The following is a 14,097-nucleotide window of genomic DNA, read 5'->3' on the forward strand; positions in this document are numbered from 1 at the left end:
CGAACCCCGTCCTCAGGATTCGGCGGGTCGCGCTTCGCGCGACTCGACGTAGTCGGTGAGTTTCATCGCCAACCGGCGGTACGCCTGGGCCGCGTAGCTCTCCTCGGCTTCGAGCACGAGCGGTTCCTCGGTCGTTGCGGCCTTGTCCTGTGGAACGACCGACAGCACGTCCTCGCCGAGTTCCTCGGCGACGGCCGAGACCGCCGTGTCCTCGTCGGCCTTGGTGATGACGGCCCCGACGACCTCCGTGTCGACGCGGTCGGCGATATCGACCATCTTGCGGGCGTCGACGATCGACACCTCGTCGGGCGTCGTGACGAGTAACATTCCGTCGGAGACGTCGGCCGGGATCATCGTCTCCCGGGAGACGCCCGCGCCGGTGTCGACGACGACGGCGTCGTAGGACTCGGCCAGCGAGTGCAACACCGGCCGGAGGTTCGACGGGTCGCCGTGTGCGAACGCTTCGAGGCTCTCGTGGCCGGCCAGGACCGACAGCCCGCCCGGCCCTTCCGCGATCGCCTGGCCGACCTCGGCTTCGCCCGCCAGCACGTGATGAAGCCGCGGCTGGTGGTCGATGTCGAGTATCTTCCCGAGGTTCGTCATCCCCAGGTCCGCGTCGACGACGATCGTGTCGTGGCCCGCTTCCTGCAGCGCGACGCCCGTGTTTATCGTCGTCGTGGTCTTGCCCACGCCGCCTTTCCCCCCCGCTACGGTGAATATGTCCCCCACCATCGGTTAGTACAACGTTATCCCGCACCGACAAAAAAATACCGCGACAGTTCTTCGGAGATTTAAAAGGCCGCTGACAATCGACAGGCTAAACCGGCCGCTCGCGTAGCCCTTTCCAATGACCGACCGTGTGGAACTGGTGACGCGTTCGCTGTCGGCCGAGACCCGGCCCGAGTTCGACGCCCGCATCGAGGAGCAGGCGGCCTTCCTGCGCGATGAGCTGACGCGCGGGACGCTCGACACCGAGGGGTTCGCCGTGGGGCTCGAACTGGAGGTCTACGCCGTCGACGACGGCGGGAGCCTGGTTCGGATCCCCCAGGACGTCTTCGCGACCTGCAACAAGGAACTCGGGTTGCACAACGCGGAGCTGAACACCGATCCGGACCCTTTCACCACCGACGGCATCGAAGCCCAGGCCGACGCGCTGCGGACCCAGTGGGCGCGCGCACGTGATGCCGCTCGCGGGGCGGGCTGTGAACTCGTCCTCGACGCGATGTGGACCGTTCCGCCCGCGGAGGGGAGCCACCGGTACCTCGCAGACACCGAGGAACGGGACGGGGTGACCGTCCCGACGAACATGCGACCGGTGTCGCGGTACTGGGGGATCGACCGCGATTGCGTCCAGCGGGCCGGCGGCGAGGTCGCGTTCGACGTGCCCGGCGCGACGACCAGTTTCCCCACCATCCTGTTCGAGTCGCTGGCGACCTCCATCCAGCCCCACGTCCAGATACCCAGCGCAGAGGCGTTCCCGCGGTACTACAACACGGCCATCCGGACGCTCGGCCCAGTGCTGGCGCTGGCGACGAACTCCCCCTTTCTCCCCGGCGACCTCTACGACGAGGACGTCGATCCCGAACGACTGCTGGCCGACACCCACCACGAACTCCGCATCGACGCCTTCGAGCAGTCGGTCAACCAGACCGACCCGCCGAAAGTCAGGGTGCCCGATGACATCGAGACGGTCACGGACATCGTCGACCACCTCGTCGCCGACCCCGTCATCTCGCCGTTCCTCTCGGAGTGGCTCGACGAGGGCGACAACGAGGAGTTCGCCGACCGGTTCTGGGAACTCGACCACAAGCGAGGGACCTACTGGCGGTGGCTCCGCCCGGTCATCGGCGGCGACCCCGTCGACGGCGTCAGCGACGAGCGCTCGCTGCGCATCGAGTACCGCCCCATCCCGACCCAGCCGTCGATCCGGGACATCGTCGGCTTCCAGTGTCTCGTCGGCGGCCTGATCCACGGCCTCGTCGTCGATGACCACCCGCTCGCCGACCTCGACTGGGAGGCCGCGGAGGCCTGTTTCTACTCGGCCGTCGAGTGCGGCCTGGACGCCGACTTCGCGTGGGTCACCGCCGAGGGCGACCGGACCGACGATCCCGACCGCGTCTTCGCGGAGGTGTTCGAGTACGCCCGGCGCGGGCTCGCCGACCTCGGCGTGGCCGAGTCGACGGTCGACACCTACCTCGGCCCGCTCGAAACGCGCTGGGAGACCGGGACGACGCCGAGCCGGTGGAAGATCGAGCGAGTGCGCGAGGGACTCGACGACGGCGCGTCGCTGTCCGAGGCGCTCGCGCGCATGCAGCGTGACTACGTTCGGTTGTCGACCGAACACGACACGTTCGCCGAGTGGGTGTAGTTCCGGTCGGCTCCGTGCCGGTTCGGTGGCAACTACCCACGGCCGTCGACACCCTTGAGCGGGTCGCTCTCCTTGCTTCCCAGTGGATCCCCAATGAGTAACAGCCAGCACGGAGACACGGTCTATCAGGTATACCTGCTCGAAGACGACCCGAGCGCGGGCGTCGAGTCGCCGGTGACCGGCCGGCGGCTGGACTTCTTCGATTCGGGCGTGTGGGTCGAATGCGAGGACAGCCGGGACTTCTTCCCGTACGAACGGGTCAGCGTCGTCCGAGAGCGCGCCGCGGAGGAAGTCGAAGCGGAGACCGGGGAGTAGGCCCCTATTGTTTTCGACGCCGCGTGACGCCGAACACGAGGAGCGCCACCGTCCCCGTCACCATCGAGGGCCAGTAGTCGCTGGACAGGTACAGATCGAGATCGAAGATCGGCGCTCGCCAGTGGGTCAGCGGGTAGAGCAGGTCGTAGGTGTAGGGCACCGGCCGGAGCAGGAACGCGTCGAGCAGGAGGTGCGACAGGAGGCCGCCGACCAGCAAAAGGAACACGCCGCGCCGCTCCGAGGCCTCGACGAGGAGGCTCAAGACCAGGGCGGTCAACAGCGCGCCGCCGAGCCGGTGGAGCGGTTCCCAGGAGAAGGGCACGCCCAGCAGCGGTTCGACCCGATAGGCCGGCACGAAGAGTTTGATCTTCACCAGGTCGGGAATCAGGGCGCCGGCCATCCCGGTCACGATGCGGGGTCGCGTGAGCCAGTCGATCCGCCACGCGCTCACCTGCAGGACGACGTAGACGGCGAGGACGTGCGTGAGGAAATCGGGCATCAGTCCTCACCCCGCTTCCGGAACACGAGCCGGTCGGTGTCGAGCCGCCAGTCCCGGAGACAGAGCGCGACGACGAACAGCAACGCCGCGAAGCTGATCCCGTACATGTAGGTCCTGTTGGTCGACGGCGAGAGCACGCTCCCCTGAACCGAGACGGAGTGGTTCGCCTGTAACGTGCCGGTGATGTCCACGGCGGTTCCCCGCTGAACGTCCCGGTCGAAGTTTCGGAGAGTGAGTTCGAGTCGCTCGTCGGTCCCGTCGAGGACGACGACCGTCGGGTCCGTGGAGACGACGGTCGCGTCGAACGTCACGGTCTGACCGACGTACGTCTCGTAGTCCGTGGCGTAGTCCTCGGCGGTCGGCTGTCGGTCTTCGTACGCGCCGTAGTCGAGCAACAGGCCGGCCTGGAGAGCCACGAGAAGAACGACCACCACCGCACGCCGGGACAGGTCGTCGCCGATGTGCATCCTCTGTCCGGTAGCTCCAGCACCGACACACAAATCTCTTCTACCTCGCGTCGCCGATGCCGGGGTGGCGCTCACCGCTCCCGCACACCGGTTCCCGGCCGGTCCCAGTCGGACAGGTCGATGCGTCCGCCGGGCATTGGGATTCCTTCGAAGGGGTCCTCTGCCAGCAGGAGCGCGCCGTCGAGGTCGGCGTACTCGACCAGCGGGCCGAGGTGTGCGGCGGCCGCGATGGAGGCGTTGCTCTCGGTCATACAGCCCACCATCACGTCGAGGTCGCAGGCGTGGGCGGCGTGGATCGCCCGGAGCGCCGCCCGGAGCCCGCCGCACTTGGCGAGTTTGACGACGGCGACGTCGGCGCGGTCGGCCACTGCCGGCACGTCCCGGGCCGTGACGCAGCTCTCGTCGACCGCGACGGGGAGCGGGCTCGCATCGTGGACCCGTTTCAGCCCCTCGGGGTCGCCGGCGGGGACGGGTTGTTCGACGAACTCAACGTCGTGCTCGGCCAGGAACTCGGTCATCGCGACGGCTCGGTCGGGGTCCCAGGCCCCGTTTGCGTCGACCCGGAGTCGCGCGTCGGGCGCGGCCTCACGGACGGCCGCGACGATGTCCCTGTCGCGGTCGGTCCCGAGTTTGACTTTCAGCACCGAGTAGCCGGCGTCGACCGCCGCGGCGGCCCGGTCGGCCATCGCGTCGGTGTCGGCCAGCCCGATAGTGTAGGAGGAGGAGACGGTCCGGTCGGGGTCCAGCCCCCAGTAGCGGTACAGCGGGAGATCCAACCCCTTGCAAACGAGGTCGTGGCACGCGACGCTGACGGCGCTCCGGGCCGCCGGGTCCGCGCCTCGGCCGCCGACCGCCTCGGCCATCCGTCGCTCGATGCGCTGGAGCCGGTGGGGATCACCGACGTCCCTGACGAGGTCGAGCAGATCGGGCATCACGGCCGCGACGGACTCGTGGTCCTCGCCGTAGTACTCGCTGGGCGCGCCGCCGCCGATGCCCACGCGGCCGTCCTCGTCAGTAAGACGAACCACGACGTTGCCCGAGCGTTCGGTCGTTCCCCGGGAGATGCCGAATGGCACGTCCAGCGGGAGGTCGTGCCAGGCGAACTCGGCCGAGAGGGTCATAGCACCGCGTCGAGGATTTCCGCGGGCCCGAACCGGACGGGGTCGGTCGCCGGGACGCCGAGCGTGGTCGCGTACTCGATGACGGCCTCGTTCGCGGCCTGTGAGTCGAGGTGGGCGGTGTTCAGCGAGCCGGCCACCACGTCGGCTCCCGACACCGGCGCGGCGAGGTCCTCGTAGAGCGAGGCGACCTGCGGGAGTTGCGGAATCGGGAACGACTCGTAGCCGTGGATCGCCTCGCGGCCCGCCTCGTGACAGCAGACCAGTCGGTCGGGCATCGCGCCGTGGAGGATTCCGCAGGTCACCGCCGAGTAGGCGGGATGGGTGATCGACCCCTGGCCTTCGACGACGAGCAGGTCGTGATCGTCGCCCCGCTCGCAGACCATCCGCTCGACCGCGCCCGCGGTGAAGTCGCTCACCGTCCGGTCGACGGGAATCCCCCAGTCCTCGACGATGATACCGGTCTGACCCGTCGGGATCAGGGCCGCGTCGACGCCCCGGTCGCGGGCGGCTTCGACCAGTTCGACGCTCGTGGTCATCTTCCCCGTCGAGCAGTCGGTCCCCACCGTCAGCACCACGTCGGCGTCCACGTCGCCGGCCAGGCCCTCGGCGACGGTGAGGTCGTCGGGCGGGTCTCGCACGTCCCAGATGTCGCAGTCGTGCTCGGCGGCGAGGTCACGGAACTCCGGGTCCTCGTTGAGGAAGTAGTGGAGTCCGGAGACCACGTCACAGCCGCGTTCGAGTGCGCCCCGGACGTCGGGCCGCCAGGACTCGTCGAACTCGCCGCCGATGGGGGCGATACCGACGACGAGCGCGTCCAGCGGCCCCTCGACGTCGTCGATGCTCGCGACGACGGGGGCATCCTGGACGGCCGCGTCAGAGATGTGGTCGGCCACGCGAGTGCCCGCGTGCTCGCGATCGAGGACTGCGCGCACGTCGTAGTCGGCGTACCGGAGGACCCCGACGGCGGTCTTCGCTCGGTCGGGAAACCCCTCGTGGGCGAGGACGGCGACGTTCATACCTGGACCCTGGGCACCCCCGGTCATAAACGCCGGCACCGCCCGGGTTTTTGTGATAGCCCAGCATCAGGTTCGATCATGCGCCGCCTTGCCCTCCTGCTGTTCGGCGTCGTGCTGGCCGCGGGACTCATGGTCGGTCCGGCAACGGGAGCAGCGACGACGGATGGGAACGAAACCGCTCTGACTGCCGAAATCCAGGGAACGACGGCCACGAACGTGTCGGTTCCGGCCGAAGACGTCGGCGCGGTCCGCTCGACCGTCGCGACCGAACTCGGCGTCGACGAGCAATCGGTCCGAGTGGCACCCCCTGGGGACACGGTCGAAGTCCGGGAGCGGAACGTCTCGACGGCGGCCCTGCGGGACGCCCTCGACGCCGCGGGCCTCGACGGTTCGGCGGCCACGATCAGCGAGAGCGTGACGGCCCGGACGCAGGCCGAGACGGTCAGGGTCGTCGCCACGCGCCTCGACCAGGCGGGGATCGACGCGACGGTCCGGAACGCGACGACCGACGACGGGACGCGCGGCGTCGCGATTCGGTCGACGGACGCCGACCGTGACGACGTCGTCGGCAACCTCACCTTCGAGGGACGGATCGAGTTCGTCGCCCACTTCCCGGCGGGCAACGGGAGCTACCGGGACGTGACGCTGCTGACGAACGACGATTTCGCTAACGTCGGATCGGCACGGCCGGGGGCAGCTGGTCGGCCCAATCCCTACGTCCCGGTCACGCTGACCGACGAGGCGGCGGCGAACTACTCGGCGGCGATGCGGGAGTTCGGCTTCACCAGTTCCGAGGGCATCGGGAACTGCCCGACCGACGACGCTCGGGCGGACCCGGCGAACGCCTCGGGCTACTGTCTGTACACGGCCTCCGACGGCGAGGTCATCTACGCGGCACAGATGAGCGCCGGACTCGCCCGGCAGTTCGAGAACGGCGAGTTCGCGGCCGACCCGCAGTTCGTCATCACGGCACAGAACATGTCCGAGGCGCGCGACCTCGCGCTCTCGCTCCGCGCCGGCGCGCTCCCGGCACCGCTGGAGCTCGAGTCGACGATGGTGAACGAAACAGACGAGAGTGACACGGACAGGGAGACGGACACGGAGACGACCACGAACGGCGACGGGCCCGGCTTCACCGCGGTCGTCGCGCTCGCGGCGGTGCTGGCGTTCGCAGTGGCCGGGCGGAGAGCCGACTCGCGTTGACGGTCACAGGCCGTGGAGTGTAACCGTCCAGAAGTCGCGGAAGGCGTCGTCGAGCGCGTCCTCGGGGTCGCCGGTGGCGTCTACGGTCGCCGTGGCGTCTGCGACCTCCTCGAACTCGGCCAGCACGGTGCGTTCGCCGACGACGTAGAGCCGGTCGGTGTCTCGTTCCTCGATGGCTTCCAGACAGCGGTCGACGTGGGTCTCGATCTGTTCGTCGCGGATGCGCTCGAACCGGGACTGGGAGAACCCGCCCTTTGAGTGTTGGCTCTTGAGTTCGGAGTCGAACCCGTAGAAGGCGGTTCGATCGCGGCCGTCGTACTCGCCCATGGCGAACAGGTCCGACCGGACCAGCGCGAGCGTGAACTCGCCGGTCGGCTCGATCCGGGACCGGTCGAACGTGAAGGCGTCGTCCCACTCGGCGAACGGTTCGGGTGGAGCCGGAACCGACAGCGCCGCGCTCACGAGTCCGGCGTCGTCGGTGCAGACGAGACAGGGGGCGGCCCGCGAGACCAGCGCCGCTCGCTCGCCCAGCGCGTCCCGCACCGATTCCGGAACCGTGGATTCGACGTACGCCGTCAGCGCGCCTTCTCGTTCCGTTTCGACGGTGGCGAGTCGGTCCAGGACCTCGGTAAGTCGGTCGTCGCGGAGCCGTTCAGTGCGGCGGTACTCCAGCGTCGTCCCCTCGTCGTCGCGGAGTCGCTCGACAGTTCCTTCGAGGGAAGCAATACGGTCCTCAAGGTGGTTGACCCGTTCTTCGGCCTCCTGTCGGGCACTCACGGCGTCAGTCCGTCGCTCCTCCTCGGCATCGAGCCGTCGCTGCAACTGTTCCCGTTCGTCTTCGAGGTCGTCGATCCGCGCTTTCAGCTCGGCGCGCCCGAGCAGCTGGTCCAGCATTACCGGAGAGGGTAGCGGGGCGGGCTTAAATTGCGGGGCCGCCGAACCGGAAATCGAACCCGGTCTCGTCGCTTGCTTCGTCGTCGGCCACCGCGAACTCCCCGGTCAGCTCCAGCAACTGCCTGGCCCTGTCGGCTTTCGCCAGCAACACTTCGCGCAACGTCGGCGGGTTCCGAACCCGGCTGTCCTCGAGGACGCCCGCCGGAACCGCGAGCGTGTCGCGGGGCACGGTCTCGTCGCCCGTCACCGGGAAGTGGCTCGTGTCGAGTTTCATCACGAGCGGATTGTCGAGACGCTCGACTCCCTGACCATCCGTATACAGTTGCTCGTTGACCCGCTCGTGCTGTTCGCGACACATGGCTGCCGTCTCCCGCTCGCCCGGTTCGACGTACAACCGGCCGAGGTAGTACCCGCTCGAAAATCGCTCGAACATGCTATACGGTAACTTCTAACAAGGCATTGGACAAAAACCTTGGCCGGTGGAGTTATGCCGTCGTGCATTCAGTCCGTTTACTGATCGAAAAAGCGACGGGGCGAGCAGCAGGCGACACAGATTTGAGGATGGGCGGGCAGGATGGGATAATGTGGCGACGTGAGGGGCGGGTCATCCCCGCGCGGTGGGCGCAGTACTACCTCGGGAACACGCCGAGTCTCGTCTGGCTCCTGGTCGCAAACGTGGTCGCAGTGCTGGTCGGAATCAGGTATTACGTCGAAACAATGCCCGATTACTCGACGTTCGCCTGGCCGCTATACGTCGATTCGCCGGTCGCGGTGTTCCTGATGGCGCTGTCGCTCGCGACGCTGCTTCCCTTCCTCGGTCGACCCCTGGAGGACGTGCCGCGGACCCGCGTCCTGGCGTACCTGCACACGCTCGCGTTCGTCTGGCTCGTCAAGATGGGACTGTGGACGTTCGTCGCGCTCAACCTCGGGTTCACGTCGTACTTCCCGGCAGTCTGGGCGTACTTCGGGATCGTCCTCACGCACCTCGGATTCGTCGCGGAGGCGTATCTCATCCCCCATTATACGGCGACTACTCGGGGTGCGCTGGCGTTCGCCCTGGCCTGTTCGCTCGTGAACGACGCCGTCGACTACGGGTTCGACCTGCATCCGCCGCTCCGGTACGAACCGACGGGTGCACTGGTGATCTCGACGGTTGCGCTCTCGGTCCTCGCGGTCGCGCTCGCAGCCGTGTCGATGGACAGATTACCGACCCAAACGGGAGATTAAACGCTATTGGACGGTCTCGGAGCGTCTCAATGGGTGGTTGAACGGTGCGAACGGATGTTCGCTTTTTTGTGTGTTTCAGGATAAGGGTCTGGTACGATGAGTGTCCGTCAGACCGCGTTGGTTGTTCTGCTGGTGGCTATCGGAGTCGCTGCGGTGGTGGCCCCAGCAGCGGGTGCGACGGACGGGCCAGTCGCCGTCGATTCGGTCGCAGCCAACGAGACGAACGAATCGAGCGGCGAAAACGCCAGTCTGGGGACACAGATCTCCTCGTTCATGCAGGCCAGTTCGGCCGAGACTAACGGTTCGGTCGACGCGGGCATGTGGGAAGCCGAATTCAACGCGTCGAACGGGACGGAGAAGGCCGCAGTCGTCGAGAACAGAATCAGAACGCTCGACCGTCGGGTCGACAGGCTCGAAGACCGGCTCGCGGACCTGGAGGCCAGACACGAGAACGGCAGCCTCCCGGAGGTGGCCTACATGGCACAGGCGAGCCAGTTGACCGCGGAGATCGAGTCGCTCGAACGGTCGATCAACGAAACCGACAGCGCGGCGAAAAGCGTCGGTGTGAACGACACGCGTCTCGATAAATTGCGGACCGATGCCAGGAACATGAGCGGTCGCGCGGTGGCGAACGACGCCCGCGGTCTCTCGGTCGTTTCGCCGCCGGGCCTCGCGCGCGGCGGGCCGCCCGGAGATGCAGGAACACCTGGTAACGGTGGACCAGCGGAGAACGCGGGGAACGCCAGAGCTCAGAGACCGGCTGACGACGCCGGTGGTCCCGGAGGGAACGGCCCGCCGGGAGCAGGCGGTAACGGGACAGCAGACGCGGACAGGAACGAGACCGGGGCCGAGAACCCATCCGAACGGAACGGGGGAGAACAGCGCGGCCCGACCCGAGACGACACTTCTGAGTCGGGCAGTTCACAAGCATCAGACGACCAGACACCGGAGAGCGACGAGAGCGACACGATCGACGGGAGCGACACGGTCGATGGAAGCGACGGCGGCGAGGACGGGGACGCGTCCGGGAGCGATTCGGGAAACGCGAACCGTAACGATGGTGGGGACTCGACGGGCAACGGTGACACCGGCGGGAACGGTCCGGACCGCGGCGGCCCGCCGTCGGGGCGATAAGTGGTCGACGGCTTGCAGTTAACCTTATCAGTACCCTTCGCTAACGTTCGGTAAATGGACTCCGCCGAGCTGCTCGATCTCCTGGGCAACGAGAACCGCAGACGCATCCTGCGGTTGCTCGCCCGGAAGCCCTGTTACGTCACGGAGATCAGCGAGTATCTCGGTGTGAGCCCCAAGGCGGTCATCGACCACCTCCGAAAGCTAGAGGAGGCGGGGCTCATCGAGAGCCGAGTGGACGACCAGCGCCGCAAGTACTATTTCATCTCCCAGAACCTCCGCCTGGAAGTCAGCGTCTCGCCGTACGGGTTCGGGACGAAAAGCGCCTACCCGGCCAGTCGGAGCCTCGACGTGGCGGCGACCTGCCACCACCTCAAGATCGATTTCAGCGCACAGGAGGCCAGCGAGGCCGCCGACATCGCCGAGGAACTGAACGACCTCAAACAGCTGGAAAACGAGCTCTCGATGGCCCAGCGATGGGTCCAGGGAAAGCTCGCGGACGTGATGGAGCAACTCAGCGAGGAACTCGGGACAGACGACACGCGACTGTACGCCGACCTGCTGCGTTCGCTCGCGGAGCAGCCGATGACGACGGGGGAACTGAACGAAGACGTCGAAGCCCCGCGACCGGTCGTCGAAGAAGCCCTCTCGGAACTGGCCGAGCGGGGCATCGTCGGCAGGACGGGCGACGAATGGCGACTCCGCGACTAGAGGTCCCGCGTGAGGCCGTCCCGGAGGTCACGGCCCAAGTAGTGACCGACGACGCCGGCCAGACTCCCGGCCCCGACGCCGAGCGCGATCAGTGGGACCCCCACTCCGAGGGCGGTCAGCACCAGGTGGTCCAGCAGTGTTCCGAGGCCGGCACCGATGGCACCGGCGAGGACGAACTCCAGATATCGGGGCCTGGCGTCGGCGAGCCCGACGCCGAACCCGACCGTCGCGATACCGAGGAAGCCGGCGAGTCCGCCAAGCGGAACGACGGTGCCGGCGAGGACCATCGCGACCAGCGTCAGCGCGAGGACGAACAGGAACACCCGAACCGAGAACAGGCCGCTGAACGGGGAGGCGAACCGGTCCCGGAGTCGGCTCGTGACAGTCGCCTCCGCTGCGGCATCGGCCGACTGTTCGGGACCCGGGCCCGGGTCGACGGCCGGGCCCGGACCGTCGTCGAATCCCAGGTCCGCCTCGTCGAGGACGTCCCCCGGGTCGTGGTCGGGCCGTGTATGCTGGTCGGTGCGTTCAGCCATCGTAACTGAAAGTTCCGCCTCCGCGGACGTGAGTCTTTTCCCGCGCGGTGGGCGAAAAGATGGTTTCAAGTCCGGGCGCGCGGTACGCGACCGTATGAACCCAGGGGACCGGGTCCGCGTCGACCGCGCGGACCAGACGTACGAAGGCGTTCTGTTGCCGTCGTCGACGGCCGAGAACCTCGTCGTAAAGCTAGAGAGCGGGTACAACGTCGGGATCGATCGCGAGGCAGCGGCCGTCGAGGTGGTCGAATCCGACGTCTACGCCGTCGAGGACGCACAGGACACCGGCGGCGAGTCTGAAGTCGAGTTCGACGAAAACCTGCCGACGATCTCGCTCATCTCGACCGGCGGCACCATCGCCTCGACGGTCGACTACCGCACCGGCGCGGTGACCGCGCAGTTCGACGCCGAGGACGTGCTGCGGGCCGTCCCGGACCTGGCCGGCCGCGCGAACTATCGGGGCCGAGTCGTCGCGAACATCCTCTCGGAGAACATGACCCCCGAGGTGTGGCAGGACCTCGCCGACGCGGTGCGAGAGGAGATCGAAGCCGGCGCGGACGGCGTCGTCGTCATGCACGGGACCGACACGATGCAGTTCACCGCCTCGGCGCTGGCCTTCATGCTCGACACCCCCGTTCCCATCGTGTTCACGGGGAGCCAGCGCTCGGCCGACCGACCCTCCTCGGACAACGTGATGAACGCAGTCTGTGCCGTCGAGGCCGCCAAAGCCGACTGCGCGGAGGTGCTGGTCTGCATGCACGCCGGCGAGTCCGACGACGTCTGTGCGCTCCATCGGGGCACGCGCGTCCGGAAGAACCACACCTCCCGCCGCGACGCCTTCGAGACCGTCGGCTCCGAACCGCTCGGGAACGTGGACTACGAGCGTGAAGAAGTAACCTTCCGCCGGGATCACGTCGAGCGCGGCGAGCAGGACCTCGACCTCGCCCCCGATCTGGAAACCGACGTGGAACTCGTGAAGTTCACGCCGGGGACGAGTCCGGCGATGCTCGAAGCCGCCGCCGAAGACGCCGAGGGCGTCGTCATCGAGGGCACGGGACTGGGCCACGTCAACACCGACTGGATCGAGAGCATCGACGCGTTGACCGACGCGGGCACGGCCGTCGTGATGACGAGCCAGTGTCTCGACGGACGGGTCTGTGACCGCGTCTACGACACCGGGCGGGACCTGCTGGACGCCGGCGTCGTCGAGGGCGAGGACATGCTCCCCGGGACGGCGAAAGTCAAGCTGATGTGGGCGCTCGCCAACACCGAGGCCGTCGCCGACGCGATGCAGGAACCGCTCGCCGGTGAGATCACCGACCGCTCCGTGCCCTGGACCTGACGCCGATGGCGGTGACCGTCCGACAGGCCGAAGCCGACGACTACGACGAGGTCCTCGCGTTCACCCGGGACACGTGGGCTGACCGCGACGTCGGCGACTACGTCCCCGACGTGTTTCACGAGTGGGTCGAGACCGACGGCCCCGAACAGCGGACGTTCGTCGCGACGGTCGAGGGCGACGTGGCCGGCCTCTGTCAGGGCGTCTTTCTCAGCGACTACGAGGTCTGGGCCCAGGGGATGCGCGTCAACCCCGATTCCCGTGGCGAGGGCGTCGGCACCGAACTCACGACGGCGGTGTTCGACTGGGCGCGCGAGCAGGGCGCGACGGTCTGTCGCAACCTCGTGTTCTCCTGGAACGACGCCGGCCTCGGCCAGTCACGGGCGGTCGGCTTCGAACCGGTCACGCAGTTCCGTTTCGCCCACCCCGAACCAGACGCCGACGCGGACGCACCGGCCGAAGCCTCGGGCGAGTTGACCGTGACCGAAGACCCAGCGGCAGCCTGGAGTTTCTGGCAGCGCTCGGCGGCCATGCGCTCGCTGGGCGGGCTCGCGCTGGATTCGACGGAAGCGTGGGCCGTCTCGGAGCTCTCGCGCGACCGACTGCTTGCACTGGCCGACGACGAGCGGGTGTTCGCGGTCCAGGGCGACGACCGGACGCGCGCTGCAGCCGTGCGCGTGCGCGAGTACGAGAGCTCCGACGGCGAAACGCGGTACGCCGAGTACGGCTTCGCGGCCTGGGACGATATCGAGGCCGCGAACGTGGTATTCAGGGCTATCGAGCGCGACGCGGCGGCCCTGGATGCCGACGAGACGCGCGTCGTCGTCCCGGAGACGGCCCGGCACGTCAGCGACGCGGCCTACGCGCGGGCCGGGATCGGCGAGTCGCCCGAGTTCGTCTTCGAGAAAGACCTAACGGGGATTTAACCGCCGCTGACGGGCGGGAACAGCGCCAGTTCGTCGCCCGCGTCGAGTTCCGTCTCGTAGCCCGCTTTCTCGACGAAGGGGTTATCGCCGTTGTGCAGGACGCGGATGTGGTCGGCGATGTCGCCCTCGTCGTCGAGCACCTCCTCCCGGAGTTCCGGATGGGCGTCCAGAAGCGCGTCCAGCGCGTCGCCGAACGTCGCGCCGGCGTCGACGTCCACCTCGATCTCCCTGGTCCCGGTCGTCTCCGCGAGATTGGCGAAGAGCTTCCACTGCATACCCAGAGGGGCGGCCGCAGCGACAAAGAGGATTCCGGGTCGAGTCATACGGTTTGCTGTAAGTCGTTG

Annotated in this window: 17 protein-coding genes; 8 read left to right on the forward strand and 9 right to left on the reverse strand. The window is 67.8% G+C overall.

Annotated features, from left to right (window positions below; genetic code table 11):
- Nucleotides 1-12: 12 nt before the first annotated feature.
- Entirely contained in the window at nucleotides 13-732 is a 720-nt protein-coding gene (locus tag E2481_RS10950; protein ID WP_136717193.1) for a MinD/ParA family ATP-binding protein, read from the reverse strand.
- A 115-nt stretch (nucleotides 733-847) separates the two neighbouring features.
- Here E2481_RS10950 and E2481_RS10955 point away from each other — a divergent pair, with 115 nt between their 5' ends.
- Both E2481_RS10955 and E2481_RS10960 read left to right on the forward strand, forming a co-directional pair.
- Nucleotides 848-2,368 carry a hypothetical protein gene (locus tag E2481_RS10955; RefSeq protein ID WP_136717194.1) on the forward strand — a complete coding sequence of 507 codons (1,521 nt, stop codon included), beginning with the start codon at nucleotides 848-850 and terminating at the stop codon, nucleotides 2,366-2,368.
- Between the two features lie 93 nt (nucleotides 2,369-2,461).
- A complete protein-coding gene (locus E2481_RS10960) occupies nucleotides 2,462-2,683 on the forward strand; it encodes a hypothetical protein (protein WP_136717195.1) in 222 nt (73 codons plus the stop codon).
- 4 nt (nucleotides 2,684-2,687) lie between these two features.
- Here the strand turns inward: E2481_RS10960 and E2481_RS10965 are convergent, their stop codons facing one another.
- From E2481_RS10965 to E2481_RS10980, 4 genes are all read right to left on the reverse strand, one after another.
- Complete coding sequence (locus E2481_RS10965; RefSeq protein WP_136717196.1) at nucleotides 2,688-3,182, reverse strand: metal-dependent hydrolase; 495 nt, start codon at nucleotides 3,180-3,182, stop codon at nucleotides 2,688-2,690.
- The gene (locus E2481_RS10970; RefSeq protein WP_136717197.1) at nucleotides 3,182-3,649 is read right to left on the reverse strand and encodes a hypothetical protein; all 468 of its coding nucleotides are present in this window, start codon (nucleotides 3,647-3,649) and stop codon (nucleotides 3,182-3,184) included. Before E2481_RS10970 ends, E2481_RS10965 begins: the two co-directional genes overlap by 1 nt.
- A 71-nt stretch (nucleotides 3,650-3,720) precedes the next feature.
- Nucleotides 3,721-4,770 carry a dipeptide epimerase gene (locus E2481_RS10975; protein ID WP_136717198.1) on the reverse strand — a complete coding sequence of 350 codons (1,050 nt, stop codon included), beginning with the start codon at nucleotides 4,768-4,770 and terminating at the stop codon, nucleotides 3,721-3,723.
- On the reverse strand, nucleotides 4,767-5,786 hold the full coding sequence (locus E2481_RS10980) for a DUF1611 domain-containing protein (RefSeq protein ID WP_136717199.1): 1,020 nt from the start codon (nucleotides 5,784-5,786) through the stop codon (nucleotides 4,767-4,769). The genes E2481_RS10975 and E2481_RS10980 overlap by 4 nt, the downstream gene beginning before the upstream one ends.
- A gap of 78 nt (nucleotides 5,787-5,864) precedes the next feature.
- On the opposite strand from E2481_RS10980, the gene E2481_RS10985 reads away from it, so the two are divergent.
- The gene (locus tag E2481_RS10985) at nucleotides 5,865-6,989 is read left to right on the forward strand and encodes a hypothetical protein (protein WP_136717200.1); all 1,125 of its coding nucleotides are present in this window, start codon (nucleotides 5,865-5,867) and stop codon (nucleotides 6,987-6,989) included.
- A gap of 3 nt (nucleotides 6,990-6,992) precedes the next feature.
- On the opposite strand, the gene E2481_RS10990 is transcribed toward E2481_RS10985, so the two are convergent.
- Together E2481_RS10990 and E2481_RS10995 are read right to left on the reverse strand one after the other, a co-directional pair.
- Nucleotides 6,993-7,883, reverse strand: coding sequence for a Vms1/Ankzf1 family peptidyl-tRNA hydrolase (locus E2481_RS10990; protein WP_136717201.1), 891 nt, complete (start codon nucleotides 7,881-7,883; stop codon nucleotides 6,993-6,995).
- Nucleotides 7,884-7,908: 25 nt separating this feature from the next.
- Nucleotides 7,909-8,316: a DUF5802 family protein gene (locus E2481_RS10995; protein WP_136717202.1), complete on the reverse strand. Its 408-nt coding sequence runs from the start codon at nucleotides 8,314-8,316 to the stop codon at nucleotides 7,909-7,911.
- A gap of 149 nt (nucleotides 8,317-8,465) precedes the next feature.
- Between E2481_RS10995 and E2481_RS11000 the strand changes: the two genes are divergently transcribed.
- The 3 genes from E2481_RS11000 to E2481_RS11010 all read left to right on the forward strand — a co-directional run bounded on the left by E2481_RS11000 (nucleotide 8,466) and on the right by E2481_RS11010 (nucleotide 10,952).
- On the forward strand, nucleotides 8,466-9,110 hold the full coding sequence (locus E2481_RS11000; protein WP_136717203.1) for a DUF1405 domain-containing protein: 645 nt from the start codon (nucleotides 8,466-8,468) through the stop codon (nucleotides 9,108-9,110).
- Between the two features lie 96 nt (nucleotides 9,111-9,206).
- Nucleotides 9,207-10,244 carry a hypothetical protein gene (locus E2481_RS11005; RefSeq protein WP_256867894.1) on the forward strand — a complete coding sequence of 346 codons (1,038 nt, stop codon included), beginning with the start codon at nucleotides 9,207-9,209 and terminating at the stop codon, nucleotides 10,242-10,244.
- A gap of 54 nt (nucleotides 10,245-10,298) precedes the next feature.
- Nucleotides 10,299-10,952, forward strand: coding sequence for an ArsR/SmtB family transcription factor (locus E2481_RS11010; protein WP_136717205.1), 654 nt, complete (start codon nucleotides 10,299-10,301; stop codon nucleotides 10,950-10,952).
- On the opposite strand, the gene E2481_RS11015 is transcribed toward E2481_RS11010, so the two are convergent.
- Complete coding sequence (locus tag E2481_RS11015) at nucleotides 10,949-11,488, reverse strand: hypothetical protein (RefSeq protein WP_136717206.1); 540 nt, start codon at nucleotides 11,486-11,488, stop codon at nucleotides 10,949-10,951. The two genes, E2481_RS11010 and E2481_RS11015, sit on opposite strands and share 4 nt — an antisense overlap.
- A gap of 94 nt (nucleotides 11,489-11,582) precedes the next feature.
- Between E2481_RS11015 and gatD the strand changes: the two genes are divergently transcribed.
- Nucleotides 11,583-12,830 carry a Glu-tRNA(Gln) amidotransferase subunit GatD gene (gene gatD / locus E2481_RS11020; protein ID WP_136717207.1) on the forward strand — a complete coding sequence of 416 codons (1,248 nt, stop codon included), beginning with the start codon at nucleotides 11,583-11,585 and terminating at the stop codon, nucleotides 12,828-12,830.
- Nucleotides 12,831-12,835: 5 nt separating this feature from the next.
- The gene (locus E2481_RS11025) at nucleotides 12,836-13,753 is read left to right on the forward strand and encodes a GNAT family N-acetyltransferase (protein WP_136717208.1); all 918 of its coding nucleotides are present in this window, start codon (nucleotides 12,836-12,838) and stop codon (nucleotides 13,751-13,753) included.
- Here the strand turns inward: E2481_RS11025 and E2481_RS11030 are convergent.
- Nucleotides 13,750-14,028, reverse strand: a complete 279-nt coding sequence (locus E2481_RS11030) for a ubiquitin-like small modifier protein 1 (protein ID WP_136717209.1) — start codon at nucleotides 14,026-14,028, stop codon at nucleotides 13,750-13,752. The two genes, E2481_RS11025 and E2481_RS11030, sit on opposite strands and share 4 nt — an antisense overlap.
- Between the last annotated feature and the right edge of the window lie 69 nt (nucleotides 14,029-14,097).

The organism is Halorientalis salina (assembly GCF_005049285.1).
Taxonomy (GTDB): Archaea; Halobacteriota; Halobacteria; order Halobacteriales; family Haloarculaceae; genus Halorientalis; species Halorientalis salina.

Bases quoted from the DNA above. Each gene is read 5' to 3' on its own strand.
- E2481_RS11030 (WP_136717209.1), bottom strand. From the start codon at position 14,028: ATGCAGTGGAAGCTCTTCGCCAATCTCGCGGAGACGACCGGGACCAGG.
- E2481_RS11015 (WP_136717206.1), bottom strand. From the start codon at position 11,488: ATGGCTGAACGCACCGACCAGCATACACGGCCCGACCACGACCCGGGG.
- gatD (WP_136717207.1), top strand. From the start codon at position 11,583: ATGAACCCAGGGGACCGGGTCCGCGTCGACCGCGCGGACCAGACGTAC.
- E2481_RS10950 (WP_136717193.1), bottom strand. From the start codon at position 732: ATGGTGGGGGACATATTCACCGTAGCGGGGGGGAAAGGCGGCGTGGGC.
- E2481_RS10980 (WP_136717199.1), bottom strand. From the start codon at position 5,786: ATGAACGTCGCCGTCCTCGCCCACGAGGGGTTTCCCGACCGAGCGAAG.
- E2481_RS11025 (WP_136717208.1), top strand. From the start codon at position 12,836: ATGGCGGTGACCGTCCGACAGGCCGAAGCCGACGACTACGACGAGGTC.
- E2481_RS10970 (WP_136717197.1), bottom strand. From the start codon at position 3,649: ATGCACATCGGCGACGACCTGTCCCGGCGTGCGGTGGTGGTCGTTCTT.
- E2481_RS10955 (WP_136717194.1), top strand. From the start codon at position 848: ATGACCGACCGTGTGGAACTGGTGACGCGTTCGCTGTCGGCCGAGACC.
- E2481_RS11000 (WP_136717203.1), top strand. From the start codon at position 8,466: ATGTGGCGACGTGAGGGGCGGGTCATCCCCGCGCGGTGGGCGCAGTAC.
- E2481_RS10965 (WP_136717196.1), bottom strand. From the start codon at position 3,182: ATGCCCGATTTCCTCACGCACGTCCTCGCCGTCTACGTCGTCCTGCAG.
- E2481_RS10995 (WP_136717202.1), bottom strand. From the start codon at position 8,316: ATGTTCGAGCGATTTTCGAGCGGGTACTACCTCGGCCGGTTGTACGTC.
- E2481_RS10960 (WP_136717195.1), top strand. From the start codon at position 2,462: ATGAGTAACAGCCAGCACGGAGACACGGTCTATCAGGTATACCTGCTC.
- E2481_RS10985 (WP_136717200.1), top strand. From the start codon at position 5,865: ATGCGCCGCCTTGCCCTCCTGCTGTTCGGCGTCGTGCTGGCCGCGGGA.
- E2481_RS10975 (WP_136717198.1), bottom strand. From the start codon at position 4,770: ATGACCCTCTCGGCCGAGTTCGCCTGGCACGACCTCCCGCTGGACGTG.
- E2481_RS11005 (WP_256867894.1), top strand. From the start codon at position 9,207: ATGAGTGTCCGTCAGACCGCGTTGGTTGTTCTGCTGGTGGCTATCGGA.
- E2481_RS10990 (WP_136717201.1), bottom strand. From the start codon at position 7,883: ATGCTGGACCAGCTGCTCGGGCGCGCCGAGCTGAAAGCGCGGATCGAC.
- E2481_RS11010 (WP_136717205.1), top strand. From the start codon at position 10,299: ATGGACTCCGCCGAGCTGCTCGATCTCCTGGGCAACGAGAACCGCAGA.